14 protein-coding genes are annotated in these 17,981 nt (G+C 64.0%); 8 read left to right on the plus strand and 6 right to left on the minus strand.

The window, feature by feature from the left end; all coding sequences use genetic code 11:
* Nucleotides 1-76: 76 nt before the first annotated feature.
* The 3 genes from ABT009_RS10570 to ABT009_RS10580 form a co-directional block, all read right to left on the minus strand.
* Nucleotides 77-2,344, minus strand: a complete 2,268-nt coding sequence (locus ABT009_RS10570; protein ID WP_351291740.1) for a (Fe-S)-binding protein — start codon at nucleotides 2,342-2,344, stop codon at nucleotides 77-79.
* A 432-nt stretch (nucleotides 2,345-2,776) separates the two neighbouring features.
* On the minus strand, nucleotides 2,777-3,670 hold the full coding sequence (locus ABT009_RS10575; protein ID WP_351291742.1) for an FkbM family methyltransferase: 894 nt from the start codon (nucleotides 3,668-3,670) through the stop codon (nucleotides 2,777-2,779).
* Nucleotides 3,671-3,690: 20 nt separating this feature from the next.
* Entirely contained in the window at nucleotides 3,691-4,764 is a 1,074-nt protein-coding gene (locus ABT009_RS10580) for a glycosyltransferase family 4 protein (RefSeq protein WP_351291744.1), read from the minus strand.
* An 885-nt stretch (nucleotides 4,765-5,649) separates the two neighbouring features.
* On the opposite strand from ABT009_RS10580, the gene ABT009_RS10585 reads away from it, so the two are divergent.
* The 5 genes from ABT009_RS10585 to ABT009_RS10605 all read left to right on the plus strand — a co-directional run bounded on the left by ABT009_RS10585 (nucleotide 5,650) and on the right by ABT009_RS10605 (nucleotide 10,655).
* Nucleotides 5,650-6,645: an NAD-dependent epimerase/dehydratase family protein gene (locus ABT009_RS10585; RefSeq protein WP_351291746.1), complete on the plus strand. Its 996-nt coding sequence runs from the start codon at nucleotides 5,650-5,652 to the stop codon at nucleotides 6,643-6,645.
* The gene (locus ABT009_RS10590; protein ID WP_351291748.1) at nucleotides 6,645-7,418 is read left to right on the plus strand and encodes a WecB/TagA/CpsF family glycosyltransferase; all 774 of its coding nucleotides are present in this window, start codon (nucleotides 6,645-6,647) and stop codon (nucleotides 7,416-7,418) included. Before ABT009_RS10585 ends, ABT009_RS10590 begins: the two co-directional genes overlap by 1 nt.
* Before the next feature lie 17 nt (nucleotides 7,419-7,435).
* Complete coding sequence (locus ABT009_RS10595) at nucleotides 7,436-8,113, plus strand: TylF/MycF/NovP-related O-methyltransferase (protein WP_351291750.1); 678 nt, start codon at nucleotides 7,436-7,438, stop codon at nucleotides 8,111-8,113.
* On the plus strand, nucleotides 8,110-9,255 hold the full coding sequence (locus tag ABT009_RS10600) for a glycosyltransferase family 4 protein (protein ID WP_351291752.1): 1,146 nt from the start codon (nucleotides 8,110-8,112) through the stop codon (nucleotides 9,253-9,255). Before ABT009_RS10595 ends, ABT009_RS10600 begins: the two co-directional genes overlap by 4 nt.
* Before the next feature lie 80 nt (nucleotides 9,256-9,335).
* On the plus strand, nucleotides 9,336-10,655 hold the full coding sequence (locus tag ABT009_RS10605) for a hypothetical protein (protein WP_351291754.1): 1,320 nt from the start codon (nucleotides 9,336-9,338) through the stop codon (nucleotides 10,653-10,655).
* A 91-nt stretch (nucleotides 10,656-10,746) separates the two neighbouring features.
* Here the strand turns inward: ABT009_RS10605 and ABT009_RS10610 are convergent, their stop codons facing one another.
* Both ABT009_RS10610 and ABT009_RS10615 read right to left on the minus strand, forming a co-directional pair.
* On the minus strand, nucleotides 10,747-11,595 hold the full coding sequence (locus ABT009_RS10610; RefSeq protein WP_351291756.1) for a glycosyltransferase family 2 protein: 849 nt from the start codon (nucleotides 11,593-11,595) through the stop codon (nucleotides 10,747-10,749).
* A 72-nt stretch (nucleotides 11,596-11,667) separates the two neighbouring features.
* Nucleotides 11,668-12,546, minus strand: coding sequence for a glycosyltransferase family 2 protein (locus ABT009_RS10615; protein ID WP_351291758.1), 879 nt, complete (start codon nucleotides 12,544-12,546; stop codon nucleotides 11,668-11,670).
* Nucleotides 12,547-12,803: 257 nt separating this feature from the next.
* Between ABT009_RS10615 and ABT009_RS10620 the strand changes: the two genes are divergently transcribed.
* Nucleotides 12,804-13,904 (plus strand): glycosyltransferase family 4 protein, encoded by a 1,101-nt coding sequence (locus tag ABT009_RS10620; RefSeq protein ID WP_351291760.1) that lies wholly within the window; start codon nucleotides 12,804-12,806, stop codon nucleotides 13,902-13,904.
* 49 nt (nucleotides 13,905-13,953) lie between these two features.
* On the opposite strand, the gene ABT009_RS10625 is transcribed toward ABT009_RS10620, so the two are convergent.
* Nucleotides 13,954-14,949: a GDP-L-fucose synthase family protein gene (locus ABT009_RS10625; RefSeq protein ID WP_351291762.1), complete on the minus strand. Its 996-nt coding sequence runs from the start codon at nucleotides 14,947-14,949 to the stop codon at nucleotides 13,954-13,956.
* A gap of 383 nt (nucleotides 14,950-15,332) precedes the next feature.
* Between ABT009_RS10625 and gmd the strand changes: the two genes are divergently transcribed.
* Both gmd and ABT009_RS10635 read left to right on the plus strand, forming a co-directional pair.
* Nucleotides 15,333-16,334 (plus strand): GDP-mannose 4,6-dehydratase, encoded by a 1,002-nt coding sequence (gmd, locus tag ABT009_RS10630; RefSeq protein ID WP_351291764.1) that lies wholly within the window; start codon nucleotides 15,333-15,335, stop codon nucleotides 16,332-16,334.
* Between the two features lie 305 nt (nucleotides 16,335-16,639).
* The gene (locus ABT009_RS10635) at nucleotides 16,640-17,941 is read left to right on the plus strand and encodes an oligosaccharide flippase family protein (RefSeq protein WP_351291766.1); all 1,302 of its coding nucleotides are present in this window, start codon (nucleotides 16,640-16,642) and stop codon (nucleotides 17,939-17,941) included.
* Nucleotides 17,942-17,981 lie beyond the last annotated feature (40 nt).

The following is a 17,981-nucleotide window of genomic DNA, read 5'->3' on the forward strand; positions in this document are numbered from 1 at the left end:
CACAGCGAGAAGCACGACGGAGGCCGGTTGTGCGCCCGACGCACAACCGGCCTCCGCATAGCTCCGTATCGCAGCGTTACTTGACGGGCTCCGGCTCTGACTCGCTCTCCGCCTCCGCCTCACCGGCCGGGTCGACAGGCGTCTTCACCGAGTCGAGCAGCAGCTGAGCGACGTCCACGACCTGCAGCGACTCCTTGGCCTTGCCGTCGTTCTTCTTGCCGTTGACGGAGTCGGTCAGCATGACCAGGCAGAACGGGCAGGCGGTGGAGACGATGTCCGGGTTGAGGGAGAGGGCCTCGTCGACGCGCTCGGTGTTGATGCGCTTGCCGATCCGCTCCTCCATCCACATCCGGGCACCGCCGGCGCCGCAGCAGAAGCCGCGTTCCTTGTGGCGGTGCATCTCCTGCTGGCGCAGGCCCGGAACGGCCGACATGATCTCGCGCGGCGGCGTGTAGACCTTGTTGTGGCGGCCCAGGTAGCAGGGGTCGTGGTAGGTGATCAGACCGTCGACCGGGGTCACGGGGATCAGCTTGCCCTCGTCGATGAGGTGCTGCAGCAACTGCGTGTGGTGGATGACCTCGAACTCGCCGCCGAGCTGCGGGTACTCGTTCGCGATTGTGTTGAAGCAGTGCGGGCAGGTGGCGACGATCTTCTTCGCCGACTTCGGCTTCTTGGTCGACTCGTCCTCGTCGTCCTCGCCGAAGGCCATGTTCAGCATGGCGACGTTCTCCTGGCCGAGCTGCTGGAAGAGCGGTTCGTTGCCCAGGCGGCGGGCGGAGTCACCGGTGCACTTCTCGTCGCCGCCCATGATCGCGAACTTGACGCCCGCGATGTGCAGCAGTTCGGCGAAGGCCTTGGTGGTCTTCTTCGCCCGGTCCTCGAGGGCACCCGCGCAGCCGACCCAGTACAGGTAGTCGACCTCGCTGAGGTCCTCGATGTCCTTGCCGACGACCGGAACCTCGAAGTCGACCTCCTTGGTCCACTCGAGACGCTGCTTCTTCGCGAGCCCCCAGGGGTTGCCCTTCTTCTCCAGGTTCTTGAGCATCGTGCCCGCCTCGGACGGGAACGCGGACTCGATCATCACCTGGTAGCGGCGCATGTCGACGATGTGGTCGACGTGCTCGATGTCCACCGGGCACTGCTCCACGCACGCACCGCAGGTGGTGCAGGACCACAGCACGTCCGGGTCGATGACGCCGTTCTCCTCGACGGTACCGATCAGCGGCCGCTCGGCCTCGGCGAGCGCGGCGGCGGGCACCTCGGCAAGCTGCTCAGCGGTCGCCTTCTCCTCGCCCTCCATGCTCTTGCCGCCACCGGCGAGCAGGTAGGGGGCCTTGGCGTGCGCGTGGTCGCGCAGCGACATGATCAGCAGCTTCGGCGAGAGCGGCTTGCCGGTGTTCCACGCGGGGCACTGCGACTGGCAGCGGCCGCACTCGGTGCAGGTGGAGAAGTCCAGCAGGCCCTTCCAGGAGAAGTGCTCGACCTGGCTGACGCCGTAGACGTCGTCGTCGCCCGGGTCCTCGAAGTCGATCGGCTTGCCGCCGGACGTCATCGGGAGCAGCGCACCGAGGGCCGTCTCACCCTTGGCGTTCCGCTTGAACCAGATATTCGGGAAGGCCAGGAAGCGGTGCCAGGCGATGCCCATGTCCGTCTTGAGCGAGACCGTGATCATCCAGACGAAGGACGTCCCGATCTTGATCATCGCGGTGAGGTAGATCAGGTTCTGCAGCGTGGGGACGCTCAGCCCCTTGAAGGCGGCGACCAGCGGGTACGACGCGAAGTACGCCGCCTCGTAGCCGTGCACTCCGGCCAGCGCACCCTCAAGACCGCGCAGGGTCATGATCGCGAGACCGATGATGAGGATGACGGCCTCGACGAAGTAGGCCTGGCCGAAGTTGGATCCCGCGAACCGGGACTTGCGGCCGGCCCGGGTCGGCAGCGACAGCTGGCGGATCACGATCAGCGTGAGGATGCCGAGCGTCGTCATCGTGCCGATGAACTCGACGAACATCTCGTACGGCAGCCAGTGCCCGATGACCGGAAGCACCCAGTCGGCCTGGAAGAGCTGCCCGAGGGCGTTCACCAGGGTCAGTACGAGCGAGAAGAAGCCGACGGCCACGAACCAGTGCGCGACGCCGACCACTCCCCACCGGTTCATCCGGGTGTGGCCGAGGAACTCCCTGACCACCGTGACGGTGCGAGCGGCCCAATCGTCGGTGCGGGTGCCCGCGGGGACGTCCTGGCCGAGCCGGACGAACCGGTAGATCTGGGCGATGGCACGGCCGAACAGTGCCACGCCGACCACGGCGAGTACCAGCGACACAATGATCGCGGCGAGTTGCATTTGGGGGCTCCTCGGGCCTGCGAGGTGTGCTTCAGCGGTGTGCTTCAGCGGAGCTTCGGACTTCGGTGATTACTAAGCAGTAACTTATGCAGTCCGTCTGAGACTACCCAAGATATGCCGCCGTGCTGTAGTCGCGCGGGCGGTGATCTGCGTCGCTGAGGGTTGCCTTCCCCGATGCCAGCCGAATAGAGCGGGCGCGGCGCTATGCCCGCAGCCAAGCCGTCCGGCGTACGCCTCGATGACGGGCACCTGTGCGCGGGAGGCGCAGCAGTCGGCCAGAGCGTCGGACTGTGCGTGGGTCCGAGAGCCCAACGCGCCGGAGCTCCGGCTCTCGGGAGGTGGCCGCATGCCGCCGGCCGACGGGGCAACTGTCCGAAGGTGGCAGATCAGGCTAATGCCGAAGTTTCGGATCAATATGGGGGGCGGTGAGGGTCATGCGGTGATTCCGGCCCCACCGACGTTCATGTCGACATCGTTCCAACCGTCCGGGTGGACTGCGACGACGTTGCAGGACGCTCCGCAGCGCTGTTCGGGGCTTTCCACGGGAAGCACTGTTCCCTCATTCGTGACACGGTGCATCCGGTAGCCGTGTCCAGTGAGCAGGTTCCAGGCCCCTCGTGCCGAGTCGGCGGCGTCGGGGTGTCGAGGCAGGAGCTCGAAGATCACGACAGGGCGGTCCCGGGTGAGAACCCTTGTTGCGCCTCGAAGGGCTTGGGGTTCGTAACCCTCGACGTCCATTTTGATGAAGGCAACCCGGTGCTCGGGTGGCACAATGTCATCGATCTTGACCACTTTCACAGACTGAGCGTCCGGCCGCGGCTCGCCTGACACGTGCAGGGAAGCGCGGGAACGGTCGTCGTGCAGGTGCAGGGTGGCGTGCCCGCATTCGGCCCCCGCCGCCACGGGCAGAAGGCGCACATTGCGCAATTGGTTAATCCCGATGTTCCGGGTGAGAACGGAGCGCGCGTGCTCGGCCGGCTCCACAGCGAATACCTGCCCCTTGCTGCCGACGAGCCGGGCCAGAGGGAGCGTATAGCTGCCGTAATGAGCACCCACGTCCACGACCACGTCCCCGGGTCGGACCCATCGCTGCAGTTGGGTCAGCTCGACTTCATAGTCGTCCCGCCACACGTATGTCATTTTGGCGTTGCCTCGCCATTCAGGAGGGCACCAGAAGCCCATGCAGGCGTCCGCGACCGGTACGGTGGCGCCCATGCGCAGCGCGGTGCGCACGCGCCAGATGGCCAGTCGGCTCAGCACCATGGCCGGGGACGTTCCGGCCGCCGGACGCCGCAACGCCCACAGAACCTTCTCCAACAGAGACATATCTCTCCGCGCATTGTCGTTCAGCTGGACGCCGGAAAAGCACCTGGCCTGACCGAGTGCCGTTCAGGGACCTCAACGGCCGGAGCCCAAGACCTTCCGCTGGGCAGGATGGAGCGGTAATGCTCTTCGACGGCTTGCACCTTCGCCGCCCACGTGTGTCGCCTTGCCCATGCCACCCCCGCGTTTCCCATTCGGCGGCGTTTCTGTTGATCATCGAGCAACCCGCTGATTGCCTGGGCGAGTCGTTGCGGCAGATCGGCGGGATCCCCTAGCGGCACGGGGATCGCCCCGCCCGGTGCAGAGAAATCCCTGATGCCCTGGTGGTCGAGATGCACCACCGGCAGCCCTCGGGCCCAGGCCTCCAGTGACTGCAAGCCGAAAGAGTCCCGCAGGCTGGTCATCAGAAACGCATCCGCGTCGTCGTAAGTCTGCAACGCTTGCTTCCAGGGCAGCTGGCCACGGAAGTGGACGGATTCGTGCAATCCGAGACGCATCGAGAGCCGCTCCAGTGCGGGGCGCAAGGGCCCATCGCCGACGACGACGAGGCGCGCCTCTGGAACCTTGGCCCGGAGTAGCGCGATAGTCCGCAGTGCCAGTCCCGGGGCTTTGCGGGGGATCAGTTTCCCGACCCACAGAACGGTGGGAGGGCGAACTTGAGGGGCTGCATCGCACGTCACCTGACCTCGAATCAGAGAGGCATGGATACCATCGGCGAGCATCATGCGGGTGTCCGTGCGGCCCAAGCGGTGGGCGAGCAGTTCTGTGTCACGGTTGGTGGTCAGCACCAACGCCGCATCGCGCAGGGTCCCACGACACGATGGGCGGAGGCTGAGGCCATGGACCCAGAGCGCTTTTCGCACTGCTTCCTGCCAGTACGCGGCGCCAAGGTAGCGCCGGTGACTGTGCGGTGCTGTCTGGCCGCCACCGACAGGGCCGAACACCAGGGGAGGCCCCAAACGGTGCAAGGCGCAACCGCCTTCCAGAGAGCCGTAGGAAACATGGTGCACCAGATCGGCCTGATCGAGTCCATGACCGCGGGCGTAAGCCAGAGCGCAACGTTGCCATCCGTCGTAGCGCAGGAACTCCGTAGCCATGTCTCTCAGCCAGCCCGGCAACAGTCCGGTCCAGGAAGGACGAGGCGGCACTGGAATGAGGTGCGGCCTGATACGTCTGCCCACAGGTCCGAGTTCTGCAACCCGGCACATGATGTCCCGTGCGTTGTCGTATCCGCGATGGGTCAGCAACTCCACAGTGTGTCCGCGTCTCGCGAGTGCTTCCGCCCAAGCCCAGCCAAACCCTGGTTCGCTCCCGCGGTTCGGATTGCAGGCGAACGCGACCAGCACAATTCGCAGCGCGCGTGACGCTGGCCTTGGCCCAGAACTGGCCTGGTGCCCGGCGGCGGAGGTGACTTCGGCCGGCGCTTTCATTGAGGGGAAGCCCGGAGGCCCCTCTCTGCCGATCGCTTTGTCGCGCATGGCGTCTTCTCTCTTCCGCCGTGTGGCGAACTTGCTGGGATGGCGACGCGTCGGCGGCGAGTGGTCGTGGTCGCCGGTGCTGATCTCTTGACGCCGCAATATGCGTACCTGTTGGGAAAGGCCAATCCGGGGGCGCAACGTCGTTTCCTGCTTTGACCTGGGCGGATTTCCCTCGCTCGGCGGAGTGGGCTGTGTGCTCCTAGTTATGGCAACGTCAGGACGCAGTCGCTCAGTCACGGATGTGCCGGATGAGCCGATCCTGGGAGTCTCCGGCGCGCCCGCAAACAGAGCCTGTCGGCGCCAGGGCCGCGGCTCGGGCTGATGAAGAAGGCGTCTGACCGCGCCACTACGTGATTGCTCGGCCACGTAATTGGTCTAGTGGCGCTCCGCCAGGCGGGTGGGGATCTAGGAATCCGTTGACTCGCTAGAGCGGCGACAATTCCGACTTCTTTGCTTATATGTACCTTCCTCTCGAAGCGATCATTGAACGCCAAGGAGAGAACCGTGGCTGACATCGATGCGGTGGTGACTGGTGCCGGAGGCTTCATCGGCGGACATCTGACGCGAACTCTGCTAGCCGAGGGCAGGAGCGTGCGGGCGGTCGACTGCAAGCCGATCGACGAGTGGTACCAGCCCCTCGAGGGTGCGGTGAATGTGGTCGCCGACGTCTCGCTGCGCGAATCCTGCAGTCAAATCCTGGACGGCGGCGCGGGCGAGGTTTACCACCTCGCGGCTGACATGGGCGGTATGGGCTTCATCGAGAACAACAAGGCCGCCTGCATGCTCTCCGTGCTCTCCAGTACGCACATGCTGCTCGCCGCCCGGGATGCAGGAGTCGGCCGTTACTTCTACTCCTCTTCCGCCTGCGTGTACGCCGCACACAAGCAGAGCGAAGTCAATGTGCTCCCGCTCCGAGAGGAGGATGCATACCCGGCCATGCCCGAGGACGGCTACGGATGGGAAAAGCTCTTCAGCGAGCGCATGGCACGCCATTTCCGCGAGGACTACGGCCTGGCCACCCGCACCGGCCGCTACCACAACGTCTATGGCCCGTACGGCACCTGGACCGGCGGCCGCGAGAAGGCCCCGGCTGCCGCCTGCCGCAAGGTCGCTCTCGCCGTCCTCACCGGCGCCCGCGAAGTCGAGATCTGGGGCGACGGCGAACAGACCCGCAGCTTCACCTACATCGATGACTGCATCGAGGGAACGCTACGTCTGACCCGCAGCGAGCACACCGAGCCGCTCAACATCGGCTCGGACCGGATGGTCTCCATCAACCAGCTGTTCGCGATCGTCGAACAGATCGCCGGCGTACGGCTCAGGCACCGCCACGTGCCGGGTCCCCTGGGCGTACGCGGCCGAAACAGCGACAACACCCGCATCCGCAAGGAGCTCGGCTGGGAACCGGAGGTTTCTCTGCCTGATGGCCTAGAGGTCACCTACCGCTGGGTGTACGACCAGCTCAAGGCACAGCTCGACGGCCGCAGTCACCAGCGCTGATGATCCGCCACCCACGAGTGGACGTGCTGGGAGTGGGCATCAGTGCGGTCACTCCCGACACGGCTCTCGACGAGATCGCCCGCTGGATCGAGACCGGTGACCGCACCTACGTATGTGTCACCGGCGTCCACGGTGTCATGGAGAGCAGGCGCGACCCCGCTCTCCGCCGCATCCACAATGCCTCAGGCCTGACCGTCCCCGACGGTATGCCTATGGTCTGGGCGGGCCACCGGGCCGGGGCGGCCTGGATGCGTCGGGTGTACGGACCGGACCTGATGCTTGCCGTCCTGGAACGGGCGGCCGAGCGGGGATGGTCCTCTTTCCTGTACGGCGGCGCCGAAGGCCTACCCGAACTCCTTGGTGAGCGGTTGGTCGGCCGGATCCCCGGTTTGAAAATCGTGGGCGCGCACTCGCCGCCGTACCGGCCGCTGACAGCCCAGGAGTCCGCGGCCGTCGTGACCACCATCAACGCCTCCGGCGCCGACCTGGTCTGGGTCGGCCTGTCCACACCCAAACAGGAGCTGTGGATGGCCGAGCACCGCCCCCGGCTCGAGGCTCCCGTACTGCTCGGTGTCGGCGCGGCCTTCGACTTCCACGCGGGTCTCAAACCACAGGCGCCGGCCTGGCTACAGCAGCGCGGCCTGGAGTGGGCGTACCGCCTGGCGAAGGAGCCGCGCCGGCTGTGGCGCCGCTATCTCCGGAACAACCCCTCCTACCTGGCGCACCTCGCAGTGCGTCCGCCACGGCTCCACAAGTCGGTACCCCAGGAGTAATCACCATGGAAAGCCTTATGCGCGCCCGGATGTACGGGCTCGTCAAGCGAACCCCCCTCGGCCCCTACGTCAACAACTGCCCGCCCATCAGGATCGGTCCGGAGCGGCTCTACGTCTGGACCCATGCGCTGATGCAGACCGGTCAGGTGCCCGGCTCGGTGGTCGAGGTCGGCTGTTCCCTCGGCGGCACGGCGATGTGGTGCGACCGCATGCTGCGCCAGTCCTCGGTCCACAAGGAATATGTCGCGATTGATACCTTCACCGGCTTCGTACCGGAGCAGTTCAACGCGGACGTCGCCCTTGGCACACCCAGCCGACTTCGCAGGACCTTTGACTACATCTCGCTGCCGGCTGTGCGCCGTTCCGCGCAGAAGATGGGGGCCCCTGACATCCGCTTCATCCAAGGCGACATCTGTCGTATGTCGGCCGAGCAGCTCCCGCGACAGATCTCGGCCTGCCTTGTCGACGTCGACCTCTCCCAGCCGGTGCACGCCGCACTCACCAAGGTGTACCCCCGGCTCGCCCCTGGCGGGGTGATTGTCGTCGATGACTGCCCCGAGGGCGATGACTACAAGGCGCGCATCGGCTACCAGCGGTTCGTCGCCGAACAGGGCCTCGAGGAGCGCTACGTGCTCGGCATGGGCGTTGTGACCGAACCGGCGGCTGACATCGACTTCGGCCGGCTCGGCGCATGAGGATCGCAGTCGTCCACAGTTTCTACTCCTCCGGGCAGCCAAGCGGCGAGAACGAGGCGGTACGCGACCAGGTGCGAGCGCTGCGCGGGGCAGGCCACGAGGTGGAGCTGCTCGCCGCCCATACCGACGATCTGGTCCGGGATCCCTTCTACCCGCTGCGGGCCGCAGTGCGAGTAGCCGCCGGGAGGGGCGGAAGCCCCCTCGCACGACTGCGTGACTACGCCCCCGACGTGGTCCATGTGCACAACCTCTTCCCGAATTTCGGGCGTTCCTGGGTACGCGAGTGGCACGGCCCTCTGGTTGCGACGCTGCACAACTACCGGCCGATGTGCGCCGCAGCGTCCCTCTACCGTCAGGGCGCCGAATGCACCCGCTGCCTGGACGGCGAGCGCTGGGCCGGCGTGCGCCATGGCTGCTACCGGGACTCTCGGGTTGCGACGCTTCCGCTGTCCTGGGCGGGACGGCGCGGCGCGGCAGCGGACCCGCTGCTGGCCCGGGCCGACCGTCTCGTCGTGCTCTCCCCTCTGAGTCGGCGCGTCTATCTCCGAGCCGGCGTGCCCGCCGAACGCCTCGTTCTGCTGCCTAACTTCGTCGACGCCTCGCAGGACGAGGAACTGCCTGACGACACCGGCCGCTGGCTGGTCGCCGCCCGCCTCACGGAAGAGAAAGGCATCCTGGAGCTGCTGCGCCAGTGGCCGGGCGACCAACCGTTGGACGTCGTCGGCGACGGGGAGCTGCTGAGTTCCTGCCGGGCCGCTGCCCCCTCGTCGGTCCGCTTCCTCGGCCGCCTGGACCGTGCCGAACTGCGCCGCAGGATGCCTTCCTGGCGTGGCCTGATCTTCCCCAGCCGCTGGTACGAGGGGGCAGTGCCGCTCGTTTACATCGAGTCCCTGGCCGCCGGTCTGCCGGTTCTTGGTTTCGCGGGTTCGTCGGTGGCTGAGTCGGTAGGCGAAAGCGGCACGGGGCTGGTAGCGCAATGGGACCACACCCTTGCCGACCTTTTGAACAGGGCAGCCTCCCACTTCCCGACGCTGCGGGCTCACTGCCGACAGGTGTATGCGGACCACTTCGCCGAACGGGTGTGGGTTGGGCGGACAACGGACCTGTACTCGGGACTCGTGGGCTCCGAGGAGGTTGTATGAACCGAGCGGACCCCGCGTACCCGATTGTGCCCGCCTCACCTCTTTCGCCTCCAGTCGCAGTACAAGGGGAGCCCTGCGTCATGACTGATGCCCTGCTGCGCCCGCAGAACAGGATCGCGGAGCGTTCGATTCCCTGCCCGAGCCGACCTGTTGCCAACAGGTCCGAAAGTCCCAGCCCCGAGATGCTGATCGCCGTCTCCCTAGGCTTGGGCAACGCGCTGTCTTTCCATCCTCGCGGCGGAATCACGCTCGCTCACGCCGTCGTGCTACTGGGACTACCAGTCTTTCTCTCGACGGCATGGCAACAGCGCGTCACGCGCTGGGTGCTTGGCCTGTTGCTGATGTGGGGATTGGGGGTGGCAATCACCTCTGCGGTTACCGAGGACACGGTATTCAACATCTTTCTTGGCATGTCCTACCCGTTTACGATCGCCCTGAGCTTCTGCGGCGCGGTGTGGGTGTTCCATCAACGTGCCGCCGTTGCCAAGGCCTTCACCGTGTCTCTGGCAATCGGCGTGATTATCGCGGTCTATCTGTATCGCAGCGATGGATACGCAAGTGATCCGTGGAAGTTCGGGTTCGGGTCCGTGGTCACCGCGTGTTGCATTCTACTGACATCGGCTGCGCTTTCCCGGGGGCTGCGAATCCTCGCTCTGTTGCTCGCTATTTCCATCGCTCTGGTCAACCTTATTGCCGGTTTCCGTTCAATGTTTCTCGTCACCACCGTCGCCGTCGTCGTCACATTCTTGGCCAGCAGACGGGCCAAACGGCCCAGTTGGTGGCGCTGTCTGTTGGTGGGTTCTGTTCTGAGCGTCATTGTTCTCGGGCTCCTGTCGGTGTATGGGCAATTGGCCAGCGATGGCAGTCTCGGGCGACAGCAGCAGATCAAGTGGGCCAAACAGTCCAGGTCCGAGGGTGGTGCGGTCATCGGGGCTCGGCCCGAGTTTGCCGGCTCCATCGCGCTGGTTGCGGAGTCGCCGTTCATCGGCCGAGGAGTCCGTCCTGAGGTGAGTATGCAGAGCCGCACCGCCTTCTTCAGTAAATGGCGCGTGTACAACGGCGGCACTGATGGACCACACGAGCGTTACTACTACTTCGGCAGGGGACTGCTCGTCCATTCAATTCTGTTCCAATGCTGGCTGGAGACTGGAATCTTGGCGCTGCCGGGGCTGCTCCTGCCGGTCGGTCTCGTCCTGATCGCCATGCTCCGCGCCATTCGCGCAGGTGCTGGTGCGCCCACGCTCATGTTCACCTTTCTCACATGTGTACTGCTGTGGGACCTGTTCTTCTCCCCGTGGCCCCGACTCGAAGGACTGTTTCTCGGAACCTCAGCCGCTGCTGCGGTTGCCTACATGGCAGTCCGGCGACGCCCAGAGCCGGCACTAGCCGCCGTGCAGTAGGAAATGCCGTCGATCGGACCCCGTGGGCACTCGTCATGCGGCAGTCGGCTGCCACGGATTGGCAATACCAGTGATCGGGGCCATAGCCACGTCATGGCTCGCGCAACGCTCGTACCGCGGTCTTCACATAGGGAGACAACATCGTGAGGGGCGCCCAAGGCCAGTGGTGTCGTAGGCAATAGGTCCTGTATGGCCCGAAGGGGAATTCACGCTTCGACGTCTTCCTGCGCAGCGCTTCCCGAACACCGATGCCCGGTTCCCATGACCACCCGATGTTCCGCACACCCGTATCGCATACGCCGGCATGCCTGGGCGCAAGGTACACGCGGAAGCCCGCCTTCCGAGCTCGGAGGCCGAAGTCCCAGTCGCCCATGCTGTGTGGAAACCGGGAATCGATGCCACCGATCTTTCTGTACACAGACCTCGGAACCAAAACGAGGTTTCCACAGCACGTGTCCAGGGGTTGAGGGTAGCCGCGAGGTTCAAGCAGGGCAGTCCACATGTATCGAGGTGTCCACGGCATACCTGTTCTGCGCCGCACGCCCGAGTATGTGGTCGTTTTGCCGTCACTGGAGCACATGGCACCTACGACTACTGCTGCGTCCGCTGCGTAGTGTGAGGTGTCGAGCAACATGGAGAGGGCGTCGTCGGCCAGGGACACGTCGTCATTGAGCCACAACTGGTAATCGAAGTCCCTGCTGCGGTGGGAAGCAATGCGCATACCCTCCCCCCAAAACACATCGTCACCCACCGTGGTGATATCCACATCGGGAAAATCTTTGATGACCGCCTCAACTGTTCCGTCGGTGCTTCCGGCATCCACCAGGTGAACAGTGATGGTCAAGCCGCTCGGGAGCCCGTGTTGCCGATCAAGCGATGCGAGCGCGTTCAGTGTCTTCTCTCTGCGGTTGTGGCAGGTCATCAGTACGGCGATGTGCATCCACAAGAACCTTCCACGCGTCACTTCGTGGGCGCAAACAGAGTCGTCCGCTCGATTCGACAAAGGACTTGCTCACAGTTGCACGAGCCGGCCTGCCCGGTGACGCGCACCGGTGGTAAGCCACCAGCGCAGATCACCCTGACCTGTCACTCGGCTCGCAAGTAGCTGCCTCGCGTAACCACGGTCCCGGAGTTTCTGAGCAGCATGAGCCGTCCCGCCGAACCACCGTGAAGCGCGTCGGCCTCCTGCGCTCCTGGGGAGCCCGTGCATTGCGCGGATCAACTCCCCCTCAGCGGCGTGGACGGACACGGGCTGGTGGGTGACCTGCGCATCATGCACCCGAAATGCAGCCAATGGGCGAGGAAGATAGCGGAAGCGGGCTCCCCTGGCCATGAACGAGAGCCACAGATTCCAATCCATGATGCGGCGCATGCGTGGGTCCCAGTGGGGAGTCGGCAGAACGCTGCGGCGGAAAAATGTCGCACAGGACGGGATGAAGCAGCCGTAGTGTCGCAACGTGAACCGTGAAAACTGGTGCGCAGGCAGCAGCCTCAGGAATTGACCTGAGGCGTCCACAAATACACAGTCGCCGTAAAGAACGTCGATCTCCGGCTCGGACGCGATGATGTCGGCTGCGGCGGCCACCGCTCCCGGAAGATAGAAGTCATCGGCGTTCAGCCAGCCAATCCAGTCGGATCGTGCGCGCCCCACGGCTTGGTTCAGTGCATCCGACTGTCCCTGATCAGGTGCAATGCGGTAGGACAACTGTGGGTTCCGGGCAGCCAGGCGGGCCAGGATTTGATCTGTCCCGTCGGTGGATGCGCCGTCCTGCACCACGTGTTCGAGGCATGGATAGAGCTGTTCTGCTACGGAAAGCACGGCATCCTCGATGTACCGACGGTAGTTACGACTCGGGGTGAGGATGCTGATGGAAGGCCGCTCCGAAGTCATGATTCCCCTGCACCACGGGTACCACCAGAATGAGCGCTTCACTGTCGCACGGGGAGCAGTCGCTGCCTGTTGAGACACTCTTAGAGATCCGCCAGACGGGTGGAAATTCTCTGTCATGACGTGACTACCGCTTCTGCTCCATGGCGATCCGCGTGTTGTCGGAAGTCTCTGCGAAGTGGGTAATGTCGCTGTCGTTCGATGCGTGCGGCAGTGCATAGCATCGGGGTAGCGGAAATTCAGACGGAAAGGGGATGGTAATGCGTGTCCTGTTCTCCCCGGACATGTTCGTCATGCAGAGATTCGGTGGAATCACGCGATACTTCGCCGAAATTCATTCAGAGTTGGTAAAGGCTGGCATCGATGCGCGTATCTTCGCTGGACTGCACGGTAATGAATATGTGAACCGTCGCAGTGCAACGTGGGAGCTGCGGCTGCCGTGGCACCAGCGCCTACGGCTGAGCAGAGCGGCGTTTCGGGCGTACGTGGCCGCGCAGCGCGGACCGTACATCGTTCACCCTACCTACTACACAACGCGCATGCTTCCCGGAAGTCGCCCTCATGTCTGCACATTCCATGACTTGATTCACTTCAAATATCCCACATACTTCTCCCCCTCGGACAACACGGTCGAGCGGCAGCTCTACTGGGCTCGCCACGCGGACAGGATCATCGCGGTCTCGCATAGCACCGCTGAGGATCTGGTTGCTCTGTTTCGTGTACCGCGCCACAAGATTGCGGTTGTTCATCATGGTGTGCGTATCCCAACAACGATGAAGCGCGACGTGGGTGATTACCTGCTGTACGTCGGTACCCGGAATGGCTGGAAGAATTGGCCGATTGTCCTTAAGGCGCTCCTCGCCCGGGAGTGTGCGACCCTGCGGTTGGTTTGTGCCGGAGGGGGTGCGCCTACACCTCAGGAGATGACGCTGCTGGCAGATCTGGGACTATCGCGGCGGGTTGAGTTTGTGCAAGCAGGCGAGAAGGAGCTTGACGGACTATACCGGAATGCCTTAGCGCTTGTGTATCCGTCGCTTTACGAGGGATTCGGGCTTCCACTTCTCGAGGCGATGGCGCGCGGGGTTCCGGTGGTTGCATCTCGGACTTCTTCCATTCCTGAGGTCGCGGGGGATGCGGCACTGCTATTCAGCCCTCGGGAAGTCGACGAGCTAGTTCACGCAATCGAAGGATTGTTCGACGATTCAACTCGCCGCGAACTGGAGAAGCGTGGGCGTGAGCGTGCCGGAAAATTCTCCTGGACCAGGACAGCCCGGCAGACTATCGAGGTTTATCGCGATCTTCTTCCTGACGGCCTTCCGTCTGTTCTTCGTGAGTCCGGTCCGACCGGAGTGGATCGCTAGAACCGAGTGTCCGCCGCCGCACGGCGAGGGGAACGCGTGCCGAGGCTGCTCATCCGTGGCGCAAGGTTCCCGCGACAAGATGCTCCCTGTACCAGTCATACGTCCGAGCCAACCCCTCTTCCAGGTGGATGCGCGGGGACCACCCCAGCGCGCCGAGCCGGGAGACATCCAGCAGCTTGCGTGGGGTGCCGTCCGGCTCGTTCGTATCCCAATCCACCGAGCCGTCGTAGCCGATGACCTTCGCAACCAGCTCCGCCACTTCCTTGATCGTTACGTCCTCACCGGTCCCGACGTTGACGGGTTCATCGGCGTCGTAGCGTTCCAGCAGGCAAACGCACGCCCTGGCCAGGTCGTCCACGTGCAGGAATTCCCTACGGGCCGTGCCGGCACCCCAGTTGACAACCCTAGGTGCTCCCGTCGACCGCGCATGGTGGTAACGCCTGATCAGAGAGGGCAGTACATGGGAGTGCTGGGGATGGAAGTTGTCGCCAGGGCCGTACAGATTGGTGGGCATGGCGCAGATCCACGGCAAGCCGTGCTGCCTTCGCACCGCCTGTACCTGCAGAATCCCGGCGATTTTCGCGATGGCATAAGCCTCATTGGTTGGTTCCAGCGGGCCAGTCAGCAAGGCCTTCTCACTGATGGGCTGTTCGGCGAACTTTGGATAGATACAGCTAGAGCCCAGAAACAGCAGCCTTTGAACACCCTGCCGCAGCGCTGCGTCCAGGACGTTGACCTGGATACGTAGGTTGTCGGAGAGGAAGTCGGCAGGCTGGGTGGCGTTCGCCTTGATTCCGCCCACACGGGCGGCGGCCAGTACCACCACATCGGGCCGAGCCGCTGCAAACCAGTCGAGGACGGCCCGGCGGTCGCGCAGATCCAGCTCCATGGAGCGTGGCCCGACCACATCGGTGAATGCCTCGTGTGTCAGATGCCGCCACACCGCGGAACCCACCATGCCGTGGCCTCCTGCCACGAACACACGCGCGTCGCGATCGAGGGGCCGGTGAAACCCGCTGTGCTTGGTCTCGCTCGCGATGCTCATCGGCGCGCCTCGCGGCGGAGAAATGCGATGCCCGCCGCCCAGGTGCGATCCGCTGTCCCCGGGAATTCCGGAGTCACGATGACGCTCCGGCAGCAGGTGAAGACCTGCGTGTTGTAGTAAGGCTGATCCAAGATGACACCACCCCAAGCAGAACTTATATACCCCAGGTCCACATTACATCTGCAGATCGAAATCAAAGGGGTATCAAGCGTGTCTCGCGGAGATGTGTGATTTTCAGGAATGGATGACGACACACCGGACAAGCTTGATGAAGCAGCCAAGGCCCCCCATAAACTGGGGCACTGTCGGAGCTTGTTCCAGACAGACAAAGGCGGGCTCCTGTCAGCCCCGACTGCCGTCGGCCACAGCAGCAGGGAGTGCGTGTGACCACCAAGAGAGCACTCATCACCGGTATCACTGGCCAGGATGGCTCCTACCTGGCAGAGTTTCTGCTGAATAAGGGGTACGCGGTGCATGGACTCGTTCGCCGCGCATCCACCTTCAACACCCAGCGCATCGATCATCTATACCGCGACCGGCACGATCCCGGAGCGCGCCTGACCCTTCACTACGGTGACCTCACGGACGGCGTCAATCTCGTCAATCTGCTCCACAAGGTCAGGCCGCACGAGGTCTACAACCTTGGTGCGATGAGCCATGTGAAGGTGTCGTTCGAGATGCCGGAGTACACGGCTTCGACTGACGCGGTGGGTACCACCCGGCTGCTGGAGGCGATCCGCGCGTCCGGTCTGGACTGTCGCTTCTATCAGGCCTCGACGTCAGAGATGTTCGGCGCATCTCCTCCGCCGCAGAACGAAATGACTCCGTTCTACCCACGGTCCCCCTATGGCGCCGCGAAGCTCTACGCATATTGGGTGACCGTGAACTATCGTGAGGCTTATGGCCTGTTTGCGGTCAACGGCATCCTCTTCAACCACGAGTCCCCCAGGCGCGGCGAGACATTTGTGACGCGCAAGATCACTCGAGCGGTGGCACATATCCAGGCGGGACTTCAGGACGAGTTGTATCTGGGCAATCTTGACGCGGTTCGCGACTGGGGGTACGCACCGGAGTATGTCGAAGGCATGTGGCGGATGCTCCAGCACGACGAACCCATGGACTTTGTCCTCGCTACAGGCACCGGGTACACCGTGCGGGACTTCTGCAGGTTTGCGTTCGCGCGCGCAGGCCTCGACTGGGAGAAGCACGTCAGCTACGACGACAGGTATGAGCGCCCGACCGAAGTTGACGCTCTGATTGGTGATGCTGCCAAGGCCCGGGAAGTGCTCGGCTGGAAAGCCCAGACGCACGCCCCGGAACTGAGCAAGCTCATGGTCGATGCTGACGTGCGCGCGTTGACGAATCGCGCCTTGGTTGAGAGATAACGCACCGGAGAGTCATGGCTGCGGGGCACCCTCGATCGGCGGTTAGGGGATAGCCATAAAACGTGCGTGCCACGTAGGGGCACGAAAGGCATCAGCCTGATGGGTGACAGGCAGCGCGCTCCACTGGGCCAACCGGTCGGTGATCTTGTGATCCCCCTTGTCACGCTGCTGGAGGTAACTCCGTGAAGGCGAAGCCAACCGCAGGATCGGTGGGTGACACCGCATCAGATGCAGTTCATCGGTTGCCGCGTGTGCCGAGGCCGAGGGGGCGGTGGCGCGGAATCTTCGCTGTAGGCACAGCAACTATGGCCGCGCAGGGCATCTCGTTGGTAGCCCAACTCGTCGCGGTGCCAATCGTCGCTCGTCGTCTCGGGACTACAGAGTTCGGGCTCTGGCTCAGCCTCACGACCGCGTTCGGAATGCTTGCAGTTCTGGACTTCGGCATGGGTCCCGCGGTGATGGGACAAATTGCTGCCGCTCGTGGCAGGGGTGATGTCGCAGCGATGCGACGGGTGGTGAGCAGCGCGTTCCTCTTGCTCAGTGGCGCCGCAGTGGTCCTGTTGGCCGTCGCCGTAGTCCTGGTCCCGGTTGTCGACTGGCGCCATGCGCTTGGGGTCGGTGTGGAGGTGCCTGGAGGTCTCGTTGGCGGACTGTTGTTGGCTACAGCAGCAACGGTCGCTGTAAGACTCCCGCTCACGATCGCCCGCCATGTGTACTACGCGCTCGAACGAGGACACGTCGTGGCGTTCCTCGCGACAATCGGTGTCCTCTTGCAGGTCGGAGGGCTCATGAGTGTGGCAACTCTCGCTCCGACTCTCGCCTGGTTCTTCGTCACGTACCTCGTGACGTCCTTGATCGCGGGCGCGGCGACGACGGCCCTCCTGCTCGGTCGCTTTGCTTGTGAGCTCCGTCCACACCTGCACCACGTCGACCGACGTACCGCTGGCCTGCTCGGACGTGAGGGCATGGAGCTCTTCGCTCTGAATGCGATCGGTGTTGTTGCGTTCCAGACGGACTCCCTCATCATTGGGCACTATCTCGGCGCTTCCCGGGTGCCTGAGTACGCGATGACACTCAAGGTGTTTGCGCTGGTCCCCGCCTTTGCGGCGATGTTCCTGACACCGTTGTGGGCCGCCTATCGCGAGGCGTGGGCCCGTGGTGACCATTCCTGGGTTCACAACGCCTACGTCCGCTCGATGGCTTTCACGACTGCTGCTGCCGTTCTGATCGCATGCCTCCTCGTGGTCCTCACGCCTTCCCTCCTCACCACGTGGCTCGGGGAAGATGTCGTCTCTCCGCCGACGATGGGACTGCTTGCAGCCCTGGCCTGCTACGTCGTTGTCATGTGTGCGAGCAGTGCTGTGAGCGTCTTCCTGAACGGGTCGGGAGTGGTGCGCATGCAGCTCTGGCTCGGGGGAGTCATGGCCGTATTGAATGTCGCAACGTCGATCTGGGCAGTGCAGCACGTCGGTGTCGTCGGGCCGCCTTGGGCGACCGTGGTCACACAGACATCGGTGGTACTGGTCCCATGCCTCTTCTATGCGCGCCGACGCCTTGTCAGACAGCGTGAAAGCACACAGATCGCGATGGTGGGTCTTCATAGTTGAGCCGACGTGCCAGGGGGAGTCGGCCGGCGCATGAGCGCAA

The organism is Streptomyces sp. NPDC002896, from assembly GCF_040295225.1.
GTDB lineage: Bacteria > Actinomycetota > Actinomycetes > Streptomycetales > Streptomycetaceae > Streptomyces.